This window comes from Variovorax sp. WDL1, assembly GCF_001541225.1.
Taxonomy (GTDB): Bacteria; Pseudomonadota; Gammaproteobacteria; order Burkholderiales; family Burkholderiaceae_C; genus Variovorax.
The window spans coordinates 1-15,416 of the sequence record NZ_LMTS01000315.1; the positions used below are offsets into that span (position 1 = coordinate 1).

Genomic DNA, 15,416 nt, shown 5'->3' on the forward strand with positions numbered 1-15,416 from the left:
GGGCCGTGCCCGCCGCGACCTATTGATCAGCGTTTCCTTAACTTCGATGGCCAATCCGGTATATCGGCCGGTAGGGCTCGGAAATGGATGGATCCAGTCCACGACTCCCTTGCGCACACCCATGGCGCGCATCTTTCCGGCCTCGCCCCGCTTGCGCAGTCCGCCGTTCGGCACGTGCATGAGCCAGCGGAGGAAAGGGTAGGTTCCCTCGTGAGCGAAGACCCAGTTCGCACAGGCCCGGTGGATCTGTTCCTCGGTCGGGTGGCCACTGGCCAGCGTGAGCTTGCGGGGCTTGCGGCGCTTGCGAGCCCGGGCTGGCTCCGGCTCCAGCGCAGGCGCGGTCGACTTCAGACTGGGCGTAGCCAGCGCCAACGATCCGCCTCGAACGCGCAAGCGCTCAGGGGCGGCCGATCGGAAGAGTTCGCTGTCAGGGGTTCCCGCCGGAGCAAGACCCATGCGCGCGCGGTACTCGGCGGCGCTCATCCGCTGGAACGCGGCGCTCACTGGGTAGCCTTCCAGGGACTGCTCTTCGGCGGTGGGACCTTGAACTCACGGCCCTTGAACTGGACGACCAGGTCGTTGTCATCGAGCCACGCCTGCACCATGTCCGCCTGCATCTGGGACGCCCGGATCTCCTTGGTCGTCCTCATCACGACCCGCCCATCCTCTTCCTTGAAGAGCGTCGTTACATTGATCGTGTCGAGTGCCATGAGCTGCCTCGGCAACTCCACCGTGCGCACCTGCAGGTGTCCCTTGCGCAGCGCCCTGACGACGAACGCGCCTCCTGCAAGCGCGCCGACGAAGCCGCAGACGATGGCGGCGCAGAAGAGCGCGATCACGGGGACATCGACCACAAGAGTCAGCCGCGCGGAGCCAAGCTTCGCTCGTCGTCCTGGTCGTCTTCAACCTTTTGCTCGACAGCCCGGACATGCAGGTCGGCGAGCAGCGCCGCACCCACCTCACGCCGGCGCTCGCGCTCCTCCGGCGACATGGGCGTGTTGCCGATGGTCAACGGAGTTTCGTCGGGGTTGTTGACCATCGTGCGCGACTTGCGATCCCAGATCACGAAGGCGAACGAGTGGCGGGTGACGACCTGGATACCGCCGAGCTCGACAAGGCGGTGCGGATAGCCATCGCTGTCGAAGAGGGGGAGCGCCCAATCAATTTCCTCGCCGTTGGTTGATGGGTAGTAGGAAGCGGCCACGGCTTCAGCATTGGGCCTGGCCGCGTCCGCAGGCTCTGCGCCTACCTTGCGGACCTCAGCCGGCTTGTGGTCGTCGTCGAGCTGGTGCAAGGCTTCCTGGACCAACGTCCGGACGTGATCGCCGCCCCCCTGAAAGCCGTTCCACGCAGCGTCGATGTGACCTTCGGCGTAGCCGCTACCCGTGCGCTCGAGGAGCTGGCGCACGGTGCCGTCCGGCAGGCCTCGGAACAGGGTGGTACGGAGATGGCCCTCGAACGTGCCACGAAGGGCTTCGATCTTGGGGGTGGGCAGCTTGCGAAGGTCCAGGTTACGGGAGGTCATGTGATCCGGGAAGAGAGGTGCCTAAGGGCGCTCAGGTCGACGCCGGCAGCCCAGAGGGTGCAGAAGCAGGGGCTACTGCTGCCTTCATGGACTTGCGGCAGGCGAGGTAGCCCTTCACGCTGGTGTAGAAGAAGAAGACGTTCTGGGCGACCACGCCCCACACGGGCGCCGTGGGTGCGGTGAAGGCCCAGACGATCCACAGGACGTTGGCGACTAGCCATGCCATCCAGCCCAAGTACGACCAACGGTCATAGCGCGCCACGAGCAGGCTGCCGGCCATGCTGATGGCGGCGCAGACGATGTCCATGGTGATGGCGATGTTGAAGATGGTCATACAGGGCGTCTGGATTCGATGAGGGGGAAGGGCTTCCTTCAATCGAGATCCGCCGGGGATTCTGCTCGATTTCAGAAATATTGTGCGAAGTTCTTGGTTCGTAACAGAATAGCGCCGCGAACACGACTAACGCAAGGCAGACTGTGACACGATTATCTACGTCCGTACTCCGGCAGCACGCGCCGGGCTCCCAGGCCGCGCGCTCGCCGGCACCGGCCGCCGGCGCTGCGTCAGCGAGCAAGGCGGTGCACGGCATCGCAGTGGATCCGCGCAGGGTCACTGGCACGTCTGCGTGCTGGTTCTCGACGGCGCAAGAGGCCGACCAGGCGTTCCTGAAGATGTCGAGCTCCCAAGCGCTGGAAGCCGCGACGCTTGAGCGCTTCAAGCTCCTGGTCCCCGCGAGTGCGACGCGCGAAAAGGTCGACGAGATGGTGATGGCGGCGGTCCGCTGGGACGCCTATCTGCCAATCGTGCGCAGGGAGGGGGAGCGGCGTGCCGCCAACGATTCAGCGCTGGCGCCGCTGGGAAGCTACGAGTTGGGGTGGCCTTGGGACTCAGACCCCGAGGTCGGGATCAGGCCGCGGGCTGTAGCAGAGTAGGCGAGAGGGAGGAGCGCGCTATTGCGCGTGAGCCATGAATATCTTCCCTTGGGATACCGGTCAGAACGGATAGAGATGCTGCGCGCGGCGAGGGCCGTGACCCTCCTTCGCCCGAACCAATCCTTCGTCCATCAGTGCCCGCACATGATCATGTGCCCGACGGTACGGAACGTTCGCCGCCTTTGCCGCGGCGTATATGGATATCCCAGGGCGGTGGACGACTTGATCATATATTTCACGACGTCGACCCGGCCACCTCATAAAGACGGATTCAGGCTTCAGGTTGAAGGTGCCACTTTCAAGCCAGCTCCACAGATAGTCGAGCGGTCCTGCGCTCTTGCTGAGTTCTGGGGGCACGCATTGACGGATGTGGGGCCAGTGTTCCCTAAAGGCGGCACGGCCCAAGAACCGAACGAAATTCCTTGGAGACATGCGCTTGATCGAATCTGGAAGGTAGGAACGATGGCCCGCCAGGATGCCTTCTCGCCATTTCTCCAGTGGAACGTCTCGACTCCAGAACACCGAACGAGCGACTTCCTCCCACGGGGCGTCATCGGGGGTCTGTCTGATCAGGGTCACTCTGGTGCTCCTTCGCAATGCGCGTCATCCGGGAGCTCGATCATCCCGAGCTGCGCATAGATATGGTCGCGCAGAACGTCGACGTCGCGTCCGCCAGCCCACCGGGGAGATGCGACAGTCTGGTCCAATTCTTCAACGAGGTCGAACCAGGGCATTGCGGGGATCGCCTCGTAGAACGCCTGTATGGGGAATGCGTATGGAAGCGAGTCGACAAATTCGGGCAGCGGCTGAAAAGCAATGGAGAGAACATACAGGTCGAACATGTCTCTTGCGGTCTGTCTTCCACCCGGTGGGGTTGTCGCGCCGTCACCCGCCCAGCCCACGACGGTGCGCAGCTTTCGGTGGTATAGCTCGGGAACTGCCTCCGTCATGATCTTCGTGCTGCCAACGACGAGCCCCGATTCGAGAGCCGGGAAGGTCTCGGCGTACATGTCCTCCACGAAAGAGACCTTCACCCGCCCCCTCGCCGTGAGCAGTACGAAGTGAAGCTGGTCGGCTTTGACCGCATCGTGCGTGATCTCTAATCCGTCAATGAGCAATCGTGCCGCGGTCACTTGGCTGAGGGCGGCTTGAGCGTCAAATCCTTGGGGAACAAAGAAGTCCAGGTCGTAGCTCAATCGATGGCACAGGTGGAAGCGCGAAAGAGCGGTGCCCCCAGAGAGTTTCGCGCCGGCCAAGAGCTCGCCGCCCGCTAGAACGAGCGCGTCGAGTGCAGCGTCTTGCCGAGCGTCCGTTTCCTTCTTTCGTTCCAGGAAGTCCGCGGCGGAGATGGGCGATGTCATACATGACATTTCGATGTAAGCTGATCAGGAAACGAGCTTCTCCCTGATCGCTCTCGCGGTGAACGTCGTCTTCATCCCGAGCTGCTCCGACACATCCGCGTCGTTCATGCCGCGGTGTATGAGCCGCGCCGCATAGGCGTTGCGCACGAACTGCGGCCCATGGAACGCGGCCTGGTGTCCCAGCTCCTCGAGCGTGCGCTTCACGCAGCTGGTCACCACGCGTTCGGCCAGGTCCGGTGCGATCGGGCTTCGCGCCGCGCCAAGGCCGCCAGCGACCAGATCCGCCGCCGGCGCGATGTCGGCCTGACCGAGAAAGAGCCGGTTCGACTTGCGGGCGCCTTCCGAAGTGGCGCGGCGGGACCTGACGATTCGCAGCTCCGAGCGCATCTCGATCCACCGCCGCAAGGCATTTGCGAGCTGGCGCTTGCCGACGACCGTGCGCGCGGCCACCTGCCGGTGCCCCGGTGAGCGAATTACGACGGTGCCGTCGTCCATGAACGAGACGTTGCGCGGGATGAGCTTGCAGACCTCGGACAGTTTCAGGCCGCATTCGGCGACGAGGAGCCGCAGCGCGAGGTTGCGCGCCGGCGTCCACCCCTTGCGCAGCTGCGCGCGCTCCTCGATGAACATTCGGGCGGCCATCTTCTCGTACTCGGCAAGGAACGTCGGGCCGGGAGGCAGCGGCGGGTCGGATTCGATCCGGCTTTCGGGCTTCTTGCGCTTGCCCTCGAGCACGACCGCCGCGGGGTTGGTGCGCAGAATTTCTGATGCTTCCAGGTGCGTGAACACTCGGTTGATCTCGGCCAGGTAGGTCCGCATGGTGCGCACGCTGGCCGGGGCGTTCTTGCGGCCGCGCAGCGATCCGAGGAAGTCTTCAATGTGGGCCTGCTTGACCTGGTCGAGCTTGAGCCTCTTGGCAGCGAGCCACCGGCAGAACTTGCCCCAAAACGACTGGTAGAGCTTGTTGCTGTGCTCTGTGTAGAGCGCGTCGCCGTTGCTATCGTTGCCTGCATGGCTCCAGGTGAGCGTGGCGCGCCACTCTTTGTGTGCCTGGAGCGGGTTCTGCAGCCACGGGAGGCTGCCAGCGGAGGACGTCGTGATGGTGCGGGCCATGTGACCTGAGGATAAGGGGCCTCTTCGCTTCGGCCGCTTACGGCCCGATTTTTGCGTTGCGACGAAGCCGCAATCCCCACTATGGCGTCACTTCGAGCGGCTGGCCTGTTTCGGTTTCGCCGTGATCGACTTCGCGACGATGCCAACTGCGGCATCAACGCCGTGCTTGCAGACTGAATAGTCGTTGGGCAGGAAAGGATTCTCGAGCGCGCTCTTGCAGTGCTTGTACAGCGCCTTGTCAACGAACTCGGGGCGCTCATTGGCCGGTGGCAACATCGCTCCCATCTCGAACATGCGACGCACCATATCCTCGGCTGTGCCTCTCGCGCCGCTCACGCACACCCAGAACGATGCTGCCGTGGTTTGCGCGTTGAACTCCTCGCACGACTCCCTGCCAACAGCGTCGATCATTCGCTCGGTGCGCGCCTTGAAATCGGCGATCTCTGCGCGCTTCTTGAAGTCGGACATTTCGTCCGAGGCCTGGGCTGAGGCGATGCATGCGGTGAGGCCCATGACGAGGGCGGCAAAGAAGAGTTTCTTGGTCATACTGCTTGAAGAGGGGGTCGGCGCACATCTAAGCGAATCAGTTTAGGAGGTCGTCGCTTGACTGTTCTGGGCGAGGAGTTTGATCAGGTGCTCGCGAGCTTTCGTCGCATTGCTCTGGTAGTACTTGGCTGAAGGATGCTGAAGGCGGTAGCACTGGATCCGATTGTCCAGCGTGAATCCCCAGAGATGTCCAGTCCCAATGCCATCTGCCTTCCAGTTGTCCGAGCCGGTGCAGCGGTGTGGCGCTTTCGGGTCGTCCGGATTCGCGTGAGGGAAGAACTCCCGGCGAACTGCGGCCGAATCGATGCCATTGGCGAAGACGATCACGTCGGGCCGCAAGGTCTCGATCTGGATATCAAGCAGCAATCCCGACAGCTTGCGAACCTGAGGCCAGGCCTCGAGGTTCTTGCGGGGATCCTTCCCTTTGTGGGCAACCGCAAAGAGGTTGGAGTAGATGAGACCTGCTTCGCCCGTGGCTCTCCCCACAGCCTTCAGTAGGCGAATGAGCCCCGAGCCGTGCGTCTTGCTGTGCAGGCAATGCTCGCTGTCGCGATAGCGGGCGTGCTTCTCCATCCCGCACGTAACGTATTCGGCCAAAGACCGAGAGTTCGCGGCTGCGGCGTAGTTCCATGTGCGTGTCTCCCGGCCCATGACCATCACCTTGCGCGCAGCGGTCGAATAGTTGGCGGAGACGGTTGGGAGAAAGAGGTCGTTGAGGCCGTTGCCAGGCTTGATGCGGTACGCATTCAACGTAGCGATGAAATCGCGGTCGGTTGCTTCAAGCACTTCGATGTAGCGAGCGGTCAGTTGCTGGTTCAGATCCATGAGGGGCTTGCGTTATTGTTGAGCAGGGATTCTGCACGGGCACGCTAACGCGCCACCAAATCGTGGAGAAATGCGAACTTCGTCATTGGAAAAACAGGCTTGGCGATCTGCGCCCAGCCTTCGCGGCTGCAGCTCGGCCCGCACCCGCGCTCGCCGCCCGCACCGCCGAGTGGCTCACGTGGCCGCCGGCGGCCTGGCGCTCCTCCAGCTTGTAAGCCCAGCCGCGTTGGCCGGCCAGACGCGTCTCCTGTTCGAACTTGATCGTGGCGTGGAGCTTGGCGACAGCGGTGCGCGCGGCGAGCGCCTCCGATCCGTATCCGTCCGAGTCCTTGGTGGCGCGCTTCACGGCCCACGTCAGGCCAAGCTGCTCCTGCACCGACATCAGGTCGACCTCGGCGCTTGGAGTGGCCATGTGCTGCTTCAGCCTCCTGATGGCGCTCAGCGCGTTCTCGGGCCTGGTGCCAAAGGCATCGCTGTCGCGGCGGGCGCGGGTCACTGCCCATTCGAGCCCCCGGAACTCGCCCTTCGTGAGGGCTTTGGCGAGGGCGAGGGTACGCAGGGGATCTCGGATCATCGGGTGAGCTTTCTCTACAGGCTCAGTTCGCGGCGCGCGCGGCATCGGCTTGCCGCTCGGCTTCCAGCAATACACGGGACAGGCGCACGCCAAGCGCTTCGCAGACGCTGGAGGCTTTCGGGAAGGTGGGCTTGCGGCCGTTCTCCATCTCGGAGATCGAGGACACCGAGAAGCCGGTCTGCGCGGCAAGCTCCTGCAGCGTGAGGGACTTGGCCAGGCGGCGCCGTTTCAGGCAGGCACCGAAAGTGACGGCGTCGAAGCCGACGGAGGCGTTTGCCCGCTTCATCAGATCTGGGTGCGCAGTGCGCGCGCAATCTCGGGCCAGGACGCACCCATGAAGTCGTGCACGTCCACCGCGAAGGACCGCCATTGCCGGGTCAGCTTGGACTTGATGGCGATCTGGGGGCCTTGGCTCGCGAAGAGGTCCATGCCGGCCCAGGCGCGCACCACGCGCGGAAGTAGGGCGCTTTCCCCAAGGTAGCTGGCGCCTTCAGGCTCCAGATCGCGCATGGCCGGGTGCAGGGATCGATGCACTTCGCACAGGACGCCGACGGCCGAGTGGCGCCCGAGCCGGTCCCTCAGGCGGCGAGCGCCGCGCTTGTACTTGCCCGATTCGAGTGCGTCGGCCCATAGGGCTGCGATCTCGGAATTCATCTGCGTGCCTGGCTCGGGTACGCCGGCGCCGCGCACGCTCGCGCAGTTCAGGGACCGCATCGCGGGCGAGATCTCGGTGGCTGGGTGACGATGCAGTCCGGGGCGCTGGCGGGGTACGGGCGGCAGGCCGTCCATGCTGCGGATGGTGCAGTAGGCGTCGGCCGGCGACGTCGGCGCCACGGGGCTGCGTCCGAACAGGTGGCGAGAGAGGAGTTCGGCGGCGGAGCTCAATTCAGGTGTCCAAGTTGGGTGGTTTGGAATGCAGGGCGGTCGGGGTCGCACGGCTGGGAGCTGCGCGCGCCGCGCTGGAGGCCTTCGCCGTAGGCGCGCAGGGCTGCGACCACGACCAGGATGGGCGTGCCGACCCAGAGGCTCGCGCTCACGAACTGCCACGCCGAGGCCTCGCCGGTCAGCAGGCTCAGCAGGTGGTAGGCGATCCATGGGCTCAGTGCGACGGCGGCGATGAACTTCTTCATAGGTGCTTCAGGGGCTTGAACCGAATGGCTCTTGCGGGCTATCCCCGCGGGTGGTGCGGCGCCAGCTCGGATGGGTGGCGGCGCGCCTTGCGCGTTGCTGGCCCGGCGCCCGCGGGCTCGGCCTGCGACATGCTGGCGATCGGGATCGAGTAGAGGCACTGGCCTGCGTGCGACCAAAGGTCGAACGTGTACTGCAGCCACTTCGTACGGCGCTCGAGCTCGACGCCCGGCAGCTGCTCGCGGCAGGCGGCTGCAAGCTCCTCGAAAGTGACGGGGGTGCTCTTGCCGCTCACGCGGAAGTGCACGGACCCCTGGATGATCTCGGCCTCGATCCTGACGCGGCGAGCGTCCTGCTGCGCGCGCCCTTGAGGGGCCTTCCTGCGCTGTTGCGCGTCCAGCGCGCTCGGCAGCGTCGCGAGTCTCATTGCCGCGAAGTCGGTCTGACGGTCCTCGGCGGAGGGAGTGTCGGAGATCCGGTGCCGTTTGGAGACGGCGGCGTCAAGGATGGAGGGCGCTCGCTGAGGCTGGCGCACGGGCGAGGACGTTCTCATGGCGCTGCCTTTCGTGCGAGCGCCCGGCAGATGCGCACCGCCAGGACCACCGTTGCCAGGACGCTGAAGGGCCAGAGGACAAAGGCGCAGAGCGCGAGCGCGGCCAGACCAACCAGGAACATGCACAAGATGCCCGCCGCGTTGCCTGCGTTGTCGACAGCCTGGCCGAGCAGCTCGGGCCAGCCGCACGCAGGGGCACGGGCGCGCAGCGCGTCCGCCACGTGGCACGCACCCAGGTAAAGCAGTCCGGCAAGCATCGTTCCTCGGCCTTGTGTGTGAACTGTGGACATGAACCATTCACGTCCGTTCGATTCGCACCAATGGTATCGCACGAAGAAAAGATCACGCAAGGATTACAAGAATCTAGGAGATACTCACCCACACGCCAGCCCAGCTGGACAGGCCCAGCAGCACGCCAGCTGCACCGCCTATCCCCGAGGCTCGCGCTCACGCACACCCTGAAGGCTAGGAACAAAGATCGTCGCCGGCCGTCCCGGCAAGTTCCTTGACCGAAAGTTCGTCGAGAACTAGAGAGGCGAATGAGCCTGGTGGCTTGTCAATCCTGGAAAGTTCGTCGCCAGGCATGGAGCGTCACTGCGGAGGCCGCCGCTGCCCCTGTTCCCTTTAAGACAGGGCGACAACCAAGGCCTTGCCAGATGAAGTAGCGGCGGGACTCGCTTGACTGGAACTTCGTGGCCGCGCTATCTAACTTTTCGGACAGCACCCAGGTGAGGCGAGGGGAGCGACCCGGGATGGAGCGGCGCCCGCGCCGGCAGTGGGAAGGGGCACAATGCGTCCAACCGCCGGACTCGGCCACAAGCAGGCATCGCAGCGCTACCTGCTTGGCACGGACCACCGTGGTAGCGAGTACGACAAGGACGCCATTGCTGCAGCGCCGGGCAGCCTGGCCACAAAGACGGAGAACAGGTACCGGAGGGAAAACTTTTCTTCAATTTTTGAAAGAAAGGGCTTGGGTCCGAGGGAGGCGGCGTCTATGCTGGGAGCGCCACTCGAGCTGCATATGATCCTGCCGACCTGCCCCTCTACGCTGCCAGCCGACCTCAGCGCGCTCGTGGCGCAGTTCGGAGCAGGCTGGGCCGCCAGCCCGGCGCGCCCCTCTCCCACGCCTGGTGTCCTGCAGCTCTGGAGCCGGCTGGTGCAGCAATGGGCGGATGCGCCGGACGTCCCGCTACTGGTACGCAAGCATCGGGGCGACCGCGGCACGATCATTCCCCACGCAACGGGCCGCACCATCATCCCAAGTGACAACAGCGCCGCCCACTGGGCCTTTTCCCTTGCTGCCGCAGGCATTTGCCCCAGTCTCGCCGAGGTCCGCGACTTGTTCGCGGAGGACAAGATCCCCGTGGTCATGATTCAGAAGGCCCAAGAGAAGCAGTGCGCGTCGCATCACTGCCGGCTCGTCAGCGAGCACGACGTCACCGAGAAGGGCTGGAAGCTCGCCCACATCGAGCCTGTGGGCGTGAACACCCGCACGCCACTGGCATGCATCCCGCTGGAGACCCTCAAGTCCAAGTTCATCAACCTGGTGTCGCCCGCGAATATGTTCGTGATTCCGCGGGACTGGGGCGGACTGGCGGAAAGTCCGGCCGTGATAGATGCTGTGAAAGCGTGGAACGCCGATGGGGTGCTCCGTTCGGTCGGGCGCCGCGAGGACGCTGCGAGGGTTGTTCGCGGCATGGCCGGCGCGATCTCCACGGCCTGATATATGAGGGGTGACGGTCAGGACGAAGGAAGTCGCGGGTACCCCGAACTCCGTGATCCGACCCCGCAGGCACGCGGCGATGCCCTAGCGAAGCCGCTAGGGTCTTGCCTTTGCTGCGCCCAGGGAAAGCCGGTGCCGCCTCATCTCTCTTCGGGTTCCCTGACGCACATCGAGTACGCGGCGAGGCCGGGTCGGACACTTTCGCCCCGTAAGCGTTTAATTTGTGCCCGTGGCGCTTCGCTAGCCCATGCGACGGTAGCAATGGTCCTGCGCGGTGCCTTCGGCTGCCGGCCAGAGGCCGTCGTTCGGCCGGCGGCTTTGGGGTGGCAGAGCGCCTCAATCAATGAATGGGCGGAGTGCCTCCGCTGGTCGACGACGTCCATGTGAACCTCGAGATCGGCAAGCGGCTCTGACCTGAGGCGGATCAAGTGCGTTGTTCAAGGAGCCACGCATCGATTAGAAAATAGGCAAGCGCGTACCGCATTGCGTAATCATCGGCGATTGTAAAGATGCGCAGATCGTCGTAGCGCTGGCTTTGCTCAAGAAACTCGGTCTGCATTTGAAGTCTTATGATGAACGCATTCCAAGTACCGGCCGCTGGTGGACGCTCTCCGGTCCGTATCGCACTGCGCCCTATTTGATCGACCAGCGTGGATGCTGCCTCAAAATCTTCAACGTCATGCGCATGGCACAGGGCGCGGAGGCTTCTTGCGATCTCGACCGCCATAGGGACGAAGCGTTGCGCTCCGAAGCGTAGGTTAGGTCCATCGCGCAGTTGACCGAAAAGGTGCTTGAGCCCTTGCTCCGATCGACGCAGGTCGATCATGAACGCGAGATCAAGCATTGCATGAAAGCGATCGGCTTGGGTATCAAGATCCGCAATGTGCCGCTCGCACAAGCTGACGAACTCCGGATAGCGCTCCAGATTGGACCGGTTGCCTTGCTGCTCCAGCCCACATGCGACATAGAGCAGCCGCATGCTGTCAACGAATATGGCGGCACACACAACGAGGATCCACCGCGTCGCAGAAGCCCGCCGTTCGCGCTGGCCGGGCTGGCCTCCCTGGTAAATGTGAATGACCTCGGCCTTGACCGAACCCAAAATCCCAATAGAGACAGCGGCCGGAGGAATGTCCGCCGTCTCTAAGCTTTTTTTCCCGCTGCGGATCCCACCGTCATATTGGAAGCCCGGATCTCATCTGCCTCGATAAATCGCCCCTTCAATCCGATGCCGTTGACGACATTGAGCTGGCTCAGGTCGATCAGGCGGACATGGAATTCGTCGCCCTCGATCCCTATGGACGTTGCCGGCACCTGCTTCAACGCTTCAATGAGTGCATGGGCCAGTTGATCGACCCGAACACGGTCATCCTCTGGTTGCATATCAATGGCTTCGGCAACAACAAGTTTGCGCCCCGCTGTCGGCGAATCGGCCAGCTTTTCGACATCGCCGGGAGCCCACTTCGCGACCTGTATCTTGAGAGCCTTGTAAGCATCTTTGACGACCTCGCCGACCACCCCCTTGAGTGCGGCCTCACCGGCCATCGTTAAGGCAGCGACGGCCAACGCTCCAACGGTAACGGGATCAGCCATGAATGCCTCCGATCGTTCGATCGCGCGATCTGCGCAGGCCTATGGTAGCCGCCAAAACGAAGAAGCCCCCTAGCCGAAGCTGGGGCGGTTCGCAGAAATCAAATTCTGCGCGATCTCTGTACTCCGCAGGCACCGATGCCGAGGGCCGCGGAAAGTCACGGCGATAGGCCGCAATGGGGCCCAGACCCGCTGTTCCATCGCTACGAAGCTGACACCGGCAACCTTCATGCGGTCCGCGCCTTCACCAGGCATGCGCCCTTTGCCGGGCGTGATCTCAGCGCCTGTCCATTTGGTGCTGCCGTTGCCGGATGACGCATGGGCCAGCAGTGGTTGCCCGAAGCCTGGTTCCCGCTTGAACTGCCCGCCGGCCGACAACCGGAGGCAGGCCTGTCCGACGATCCTTATTGTCTTCGACGAGCTTTGTTCTTTCCGTACACACCCCCCACCCAGGGGCACTCTCAAACCTCCCGAATTGAGCGCAACGCGGTATATCATGAGTGAGCAAGCGCGCCGATTCCCCCCCCTCCATTCGTGGCCCCCTCCCCGTGGGGCACATCCCCACCCGCCCCGATTCCCGCACGATCAGTGCCCCGCGGGGCCTATCCGTACGCGCACCGTCCTGCTCGAATCTGTGCCCTAGTCGAATCAGGTTCGCTTGGGCAAACGATCCAGCCCGGGCCTTCTTCGCTCGGACGGAGAGGAGGAGGGGCGGTGCCCAGCGACTGGGAAACCACACGTGGCGGACATCCTTGCGCTGCGGCCCTGTCGCGATGGGACCGGGTACCGAGGTGTGTAGCCCCTGCTTCCCGGGCGGTGGATCCGCGTCCCGATGGAGCAGGTTCGGATGGGACTCGATCCCGATGGAGTGCTATTCCGAAGGAACATCTCCCACGCGAGCATTCCCCAGCCGAGCGAGGCTCTCCCAGGGCTCGCTTGACTCGGTCGTTCTCGCGTCGCATTTGCTGCACCAGGCCGCGCCGCAACGGGCGTAGATCGTGACGGGCGTGGTGCCGGCGCGGTAAACGTTCGAGCACCTGGTGCACGAGTAGACATGGCGAAGCTTGGGCGGCCGCTCGCGCCGAAACCGCCGCCGCTCGAGCTCGGCGACCAAGTCGACGTCGCTCACCTTGGACAGATCGAATAGGGGCATGCCGCGTGGGGTCGTGTTCGGGCCGGATCGAACCCAGCAGGATCGAGTCCGTGGGCATCAGGCTACGTCAGGAATGCGTGCCGGCGCGGAACCGAGGCCTTGCGGGGACTGGTTCCGGTGCGAGCGTGGGTCCACGGGGGTGAGGCCGGGACGAGGGGGCGGGGCACGGCGATTTCTGCATGATATACCGCAGAAAACTGCTCCTGTGTGGAATTTCTCAGGCCCCTGCTGCTGCCTGGAGCGGGACCTTGCGGGGGCGGCCGCGCGGCGCCGGGACCTTCGGCGGCGGGGGCTCCACCTTCTCGGCCCTGGACAGCCGCTCGGCGGCCTCACGCGCGGCACGAAGCTGCCCATAGGCGACGATCGAGCGCCAGCGCTGTAGCAGGAAGTCGATGTAGTCCTCGGCATTCCAGTCAGTGCCGCCCGGCGTGCGGGCGTGGCCATAAAGCCCCAAGGCCCAGGCGTCGGAAAGCTCCACGACGGCCGTGCGCCCATTGGTGAGGACGCCCACGTCGATGGCAAAGGGATGGGCGTTGCCACGCGCCTCGAGGTAGGTCACCGTGCTGTCGATCGCGCTCTGCACGACCTCTGCGGTTGGCTGCGGCGCGTCATCGTCGCCGTCGGCGTCGTAGCGGGCCTTGGCAAGGATGTGGCCGGCGGCGTCGACGTAGTAGCGCCATTCGCAGGCGAACTCGACCACTTCAGAGAGCCACACCCGTGTGGCGGTCTTGAGCGCGGCGATCGCCTTGAGCTGCTCGAGCTGGTATTCGGTGTGCTTGGCGCCCGGGCGCGGGTCATAAACGAACCCGGAGAAGGTCTTGGTCGCCACAGGCTTCACAAAGACCGGTTCCTCGGCCGCCTTCAGCTCATAGAGCACGCCCTGGCGGATCTCGCGGCGCAGGAAGTCGCCGATCGGGCCGTAGCCCATGCCTTCCGGCTCCGGGACGCCCCGAATGCCCATCACGGCGCGCACGAACTCGACCGTGCCCACCGGCAGGATCTCGCCCAGCTGCGCCGCCAGGCTGGCGCGGATATCCAGATTGCACTGGAGATCCTTCAGGGACACGCGGCGAACGGGGGTTCCCCGCATGGTGGCCACCAACAGGGCGGTGCGCACTTCGGCTGACGATTCCGTCTGCAGCACCAGCATCGGTGTCGCGCCGGCGGCAGCCGAAGCGGCTAACTGGCGGGGGGCGGCAGTGAAGCGTTGAGCAGTATTCAAGGTGTTGCCTTGCGCAATCAAAGGTTTGTAGGAGACGATTGGCACGGATAATAAGTCTCCTCCCGGTACACCGCCTCATCTTTTCGAACTTCAGCATGAACTCTGCCGCTCAGACGCCACACCACGCGCTTTCCGCCTCCAGGGAGCCGTCCCCCGCTCCCTCGATCCCCGGCACGTATGAGGCCTTTCGTGTGCTCTGCGCCGAGTTCCTTCGCGCCGCCGATACTGCCGGCGCGGACGAATTGGCTGCGGGCTTGAAGTGCGTGGGCCTCGCCTTCCTGGGGATCCAGTGGGATGACACGAACCCCTTCCACGCGATCCACCGCGCGGCCGGCGCTCCCGCCCTGATGCGCCTGGTCACCAAGAAGGCGATCGAGCGCGAGACGACGCTGGCAATGGCGGAGGAAGCCCCGGGCGAGAGGTGCGCACGATGAGCGGCGAACGGGGCCTCTTCATTTCCCTGGAGGGCGTGGACGGGGCGGGCAAGAGCGGCCACATCGAGGCGCTCGCGAAGTTCTGCGAAGACGCCGGGCGCACCGTGCTGCTCACCCGCGAGCCCGGTGGCACGCCGCTGGCCGAGCAGCTGCGCGCCATGATCCTCAACGAGAGCATGGACCCACTGACCGAGGCGCTGCTGTGCTTTGCGGCCCGGCGCGACCACATCCAGACGACGATCGCGCCAGCTCTGGCCGCAGGGAAGGTTGTGATCTGCGACCGCTTCACGGACAGCACCTTCGCTTACCAGGGCGGCGGTCGGGGCTTTGACCTGGCGACGCTGCGGGCCTTGGAAGCGATGGCCCAAGGCGGCGACATGTTGGCAGCTGCCGGCCGTTCGCCAGAGACTGGCCCGCGTGGGGGCTTGCTCCAGCCGGACCTGACCCTTTTGTTCTACCTCGACCCGGCGATCGCCGCCGAACGCCTCACCGGGGCCCGCGCGCCCGACAAGTTCGAGCGCCAGCCGGTCGACTTCTTCCACGCGGTGAACAACGGGTACATGTCGCGCGTGCGCCGTGAACCGGATCGATTCGCGCTCGTTCAGGCGTCGTTGCCGCGCGAGCAGGTCTGGGAGGACGTCCATTCGATCCTTCGCGCCTGGCTGTGGCTGCGCGCCAACGAGCGCAGCGTTCCCGCCTGCCCGGCGTCAACTATTCTGAGCGGCGAGCGTCAATT

At 64.5% G+C, this 15,416-nt stretch carries 21 protein-coding genes and 1 pseudogene; 4 read left to right on the forward strand and 18 right to left on the reverse strand.

Features of this window, described 5'->3' with window-relative positions:
* The 4 genes and pseudogenes from APY03_RS36100 to APY03_RS36115 all read right to left on the reverse strand — a co-directional run.
* A pseudogene (locus tag APY03_RS36100) lies at positions 1 to 504 on the reverse strand (hypothetical protein); the annotation flags it as partial.
* Complete coding sequence (locus APY03_RS36105; RefSeq protein WP_068685051.1) at positions 501 to 854, reverse strand: hypothetical protein; 354 nt, start codon at positions 852 to 854, stop codon at positions 501 to 503. The pseudogene APY03_RS36100 and the gene APY03_RS36105, both read right to left, overlap by 4 nt.
* A 5-nt stretch (positions 855 to 859) precedes the next feature.
* Positions 860 to 1,525: a hypothetical protein gene (locus APY03_RS36110; RefSeq protein ID WP_068685053.1), complete on the reverse strand. Its 666-nt coding sequence runs from the start codon at positions 1,523 to 1,525 to the stop codon at positions 860 to 862.
* 31 nt (positions 1,526 to 1,556) lie between these two features.
* Positions 1,557 to 1,859, reverse strand: a complete 303-nt coding sequence (locus APY03_RS36115) for a hypothetical protein (protein WP_068685055.1) — start codon at positions 1,857 to 1,859, stop codon at positions 1,557 to 1,559.
* A 245-nt stretch (positions 1,860 to 2,104) separates the two neighbouring features.
* On the opposite strand from APY03_RS36115, the gene APY03_RS36120 reads away from it, so the two are divergent.
* Positions 2,105 to 2,458, forward strand: coding sequence for a hypothetical protein (locus APY03_RS36120; RefSeq protein WP_068685057.1), 354 nt, complete (start codon positions 2,105 to 2,107; stop codon positions 2,456 to 2,458).
* A gap of 60 nt (positions 2,459 to 2,518) precedes the next feature.
* On the opposite strand, the gene APY03_RS42120 is transcribed toward APY03_RS36120, so the two are convergent.
* From APY03_RS42120 to APY03_RS36170, 11 genes are all read right to left on the reverse strand, one after another.
* Positions 2,519 to 3,037: a hypothetical protein gene (locus tag APY03_RS42120; protein WP_146039601.1), complete on the reverse strand. Its 519-nt coding sequence runs from the start codon at positions 3,035 to 3,037 to the stop codon at positions 2,519 to 2,521.
* Positions 3,034 to 3,819 carry a nucleotidyl transferase AbiEii/AbiGii toxin family protein gene (locus APY03_RS36125; protein ID WP_068685058.1) on the reverse strand — a complete coding sequence of 262 codons (786 nt, stop codon included), beginning with the start codon at positions 3,817 to 3,819 and terminating at the stop codon, positions 3,034 to 3,036. Before APY03_RS36125 ends, APY03_RS42120 begins: the two co-directional genes overlap by 4 nt.
* A 24-nt stretch (positions 3,820 to 3,843) precedes the next feature.
* Entirely contained in the window at positions 3,844 to 4,932 is a 1,089-nt protein-coding gene (locus APY03_RS36130; RefSeq protein WP_068685061.1) for a site-specific integrase, read from the reverse strand.
* Positions 4,933 to 5,019: 87 nt separating this feature from the next.
* Positions 5,020 to 5,478, reverse strand: coding sequence for a hypothetical protein (locus APY03_RS36135; protein ID WP_068685064.1), 459 nt, complete (start codon positions 5,476 to 5,478; stop codon positions 5,020 to 5,022).
* A gap of 42 nt (positions 5,479 to 5,520) precedes the next feature.
* Positions 5,521 to 6,303, reverse strand: a complete 783-nt coding sequence (locus APY03_RS36140) for a hypothetical protein (protein ID WP_068685067.1) — start codon at positions 6,301 to 6,303, stop codon at positions 5,521 to 5,523.
* Between the two features lie 82 nt (positions 6,304 to 6,385).
* A complete protein-coding gene (locus APY03_RS36145; RefSeq protein ID WP_068685068.1) occupies positions 6,386 to 6,877 on the reverse strand; it encodes a hypothetical protein in 492 nt (163 codons plus the stop codon).
* Between the two features lie 22 nt (positions 6,878 to 6,899).
* Positions 6,900 to 7,163: a helix-turn-helix domain-containing protein gene (locus tag APY03_RS36150; RefSeq protein ID WP_068685071.1), complete on the reverse strand. Its 264-nt coding sequence runs from the start codon at positions 7,161 to 7,163 to the stop codon at positions 6,900 to 6,902.
* Positions 7,163 to 7,762 carry a hypothetical protein gene (locus APY03_RS36155; RefSeq protein ID WP_068685073.1) on the reverse strand — a complete coding sequence of 200 codons (600 nt, stop codon included), beginning with the start codon at positions 7,760 to 7,762 and terminating at the stop codon, positions 7,163 to 7,165. The genes APY03_RS36150 and APY03_RS36155 overlap by 1 nt, the downstream gene beginning before the upstream one ends.
* Entirely contained in the window at positions 7,759 to 8,007 is a 249-nt protein-coding gene (locus APY03_RS36160; protein ID WP_068685075.1) for a hypothetical protein, read from the reverse strand. The genes APY03_RS36155 and APY03_RS36160 overlap by 4 nt, the downstream gene beginning before the upstream one ends.
* 38 nt (positions 8,008 to 8,045) lie before the next feature.
* Positions 8,046 to 8,558, reverse strand: coding sequence for a hypothetical protein (locus tag APY03_RS36165; protein WP_068685077.1), 513 nt, complete (start codon positions 8,556 to 8,558; stop codon positions 8,046 to 8,048).
* Positions 8,555 to 8,848, reverse strand: coding sequence for a hypothetical protein (locus APY03_RS36170; protein ID WP_146039602.1), 294 nt, complete (start codon positions 8,846 to 8,848; stop codon positions 8,555 to 8,557). The genes APY03_RS36165 and APY03_RS36170 overlap by 4 nt, the downstream gene beginning before the upstream one ends.
* 500 nt (positions 8,849 to 9,348) lie before the next feature.
* On the opposite strand from APY03_RS36170, the gene APY03_RS36175 reads away from it, so the two are divergent.
* Positions 9,349 to 10,281: a hypothetical protein gene (locus APY03_RS36175; protein ID WP_068685081.1), complete on the forward strand. Its 933-nt coding sequence runs from the start codon at positions 9,349 to 9,351 to the stop codon at positions 10,279 to 10,281.
* Between the two features lie 424 nt (positions 10,282 to 10,705).
* Here the strand turns inward: APY03_RS36175 and APY03_RS36180 are convergent, their stop codons facing one another.
* The 3 genes from APY03_RS36180 to APY03_RS36190 all read right to left on the reverse strand — a co-directional run bounded on the left by APY03_RS36180 (position 10,706) and on the right by APY03_RS36190 (position 14,174).
* Complete coding sequence (locus APY03_RS36180; RefSeq protein WP_146039603.1) at positions 10,706 to 11,260, reverse strand: hypothetical protein; 555 nt, start codon at positions 11,258 to 11,260, stop codon at positions 10,706 to 10,708.
* Positions 11,261 to 11,424: 164 nt separating this feature from the next.
* Positions 11,425 to 11,874 (reverse strand): hypothetical protein, encoded by a 450-nt coding sequence (locus APY03_RS36185; RefSeq protein WP_068685085.1) that lies wholly within the window; start codon positions 11,872 to 11,874, stop codon positions 11,425 to 11,427.
* A gap of 1,367 nt (positions 11,875 to 13,241) precedes the next feature.
* Positions 13,242 to 14,174, reverse strand: a complete 933-nt coding sequence (locus APY03_RS36190) for an ATP-grasp domain-containing protein (RefSeq protein WP_068685087.1) — start codon at positions 14,172 to 14,174, stop codon at positions 13,242 to 13,244.
* A gap of 167 nt (positions 14,175 to 14,341) precedes the next feature.
* Here APY03_RS36190 and APY03_RS36195 point away from each other — a divergent pair, with 167 nt between their 5' ends.
* Together APY03_RS36195 and tmk are read left to right on the forward strand one after the other, a co-directional pair.
* On the forward strand, positions 14,342 to 14,680 hold the full coding sequence (locus APY03_RS36195) for a hypothetical protein (RefSeq protein WP_146039605.1): 339 nt from the start codon (positions 14,342 to 14,344) through the stop codon (positions 14,678 to 14,680).
* Positions 14,677 to 15,416 (forward strand): dTMP kinase (gene tmk / locus APY03_RS36200; RefSeq protein ID WP_068685091.1); only part of this gene is annotated, 740 nt, incomplete at its 3' end. The genes APY03_RS36195 and tmk, both read left to right, overlap by 4 nt.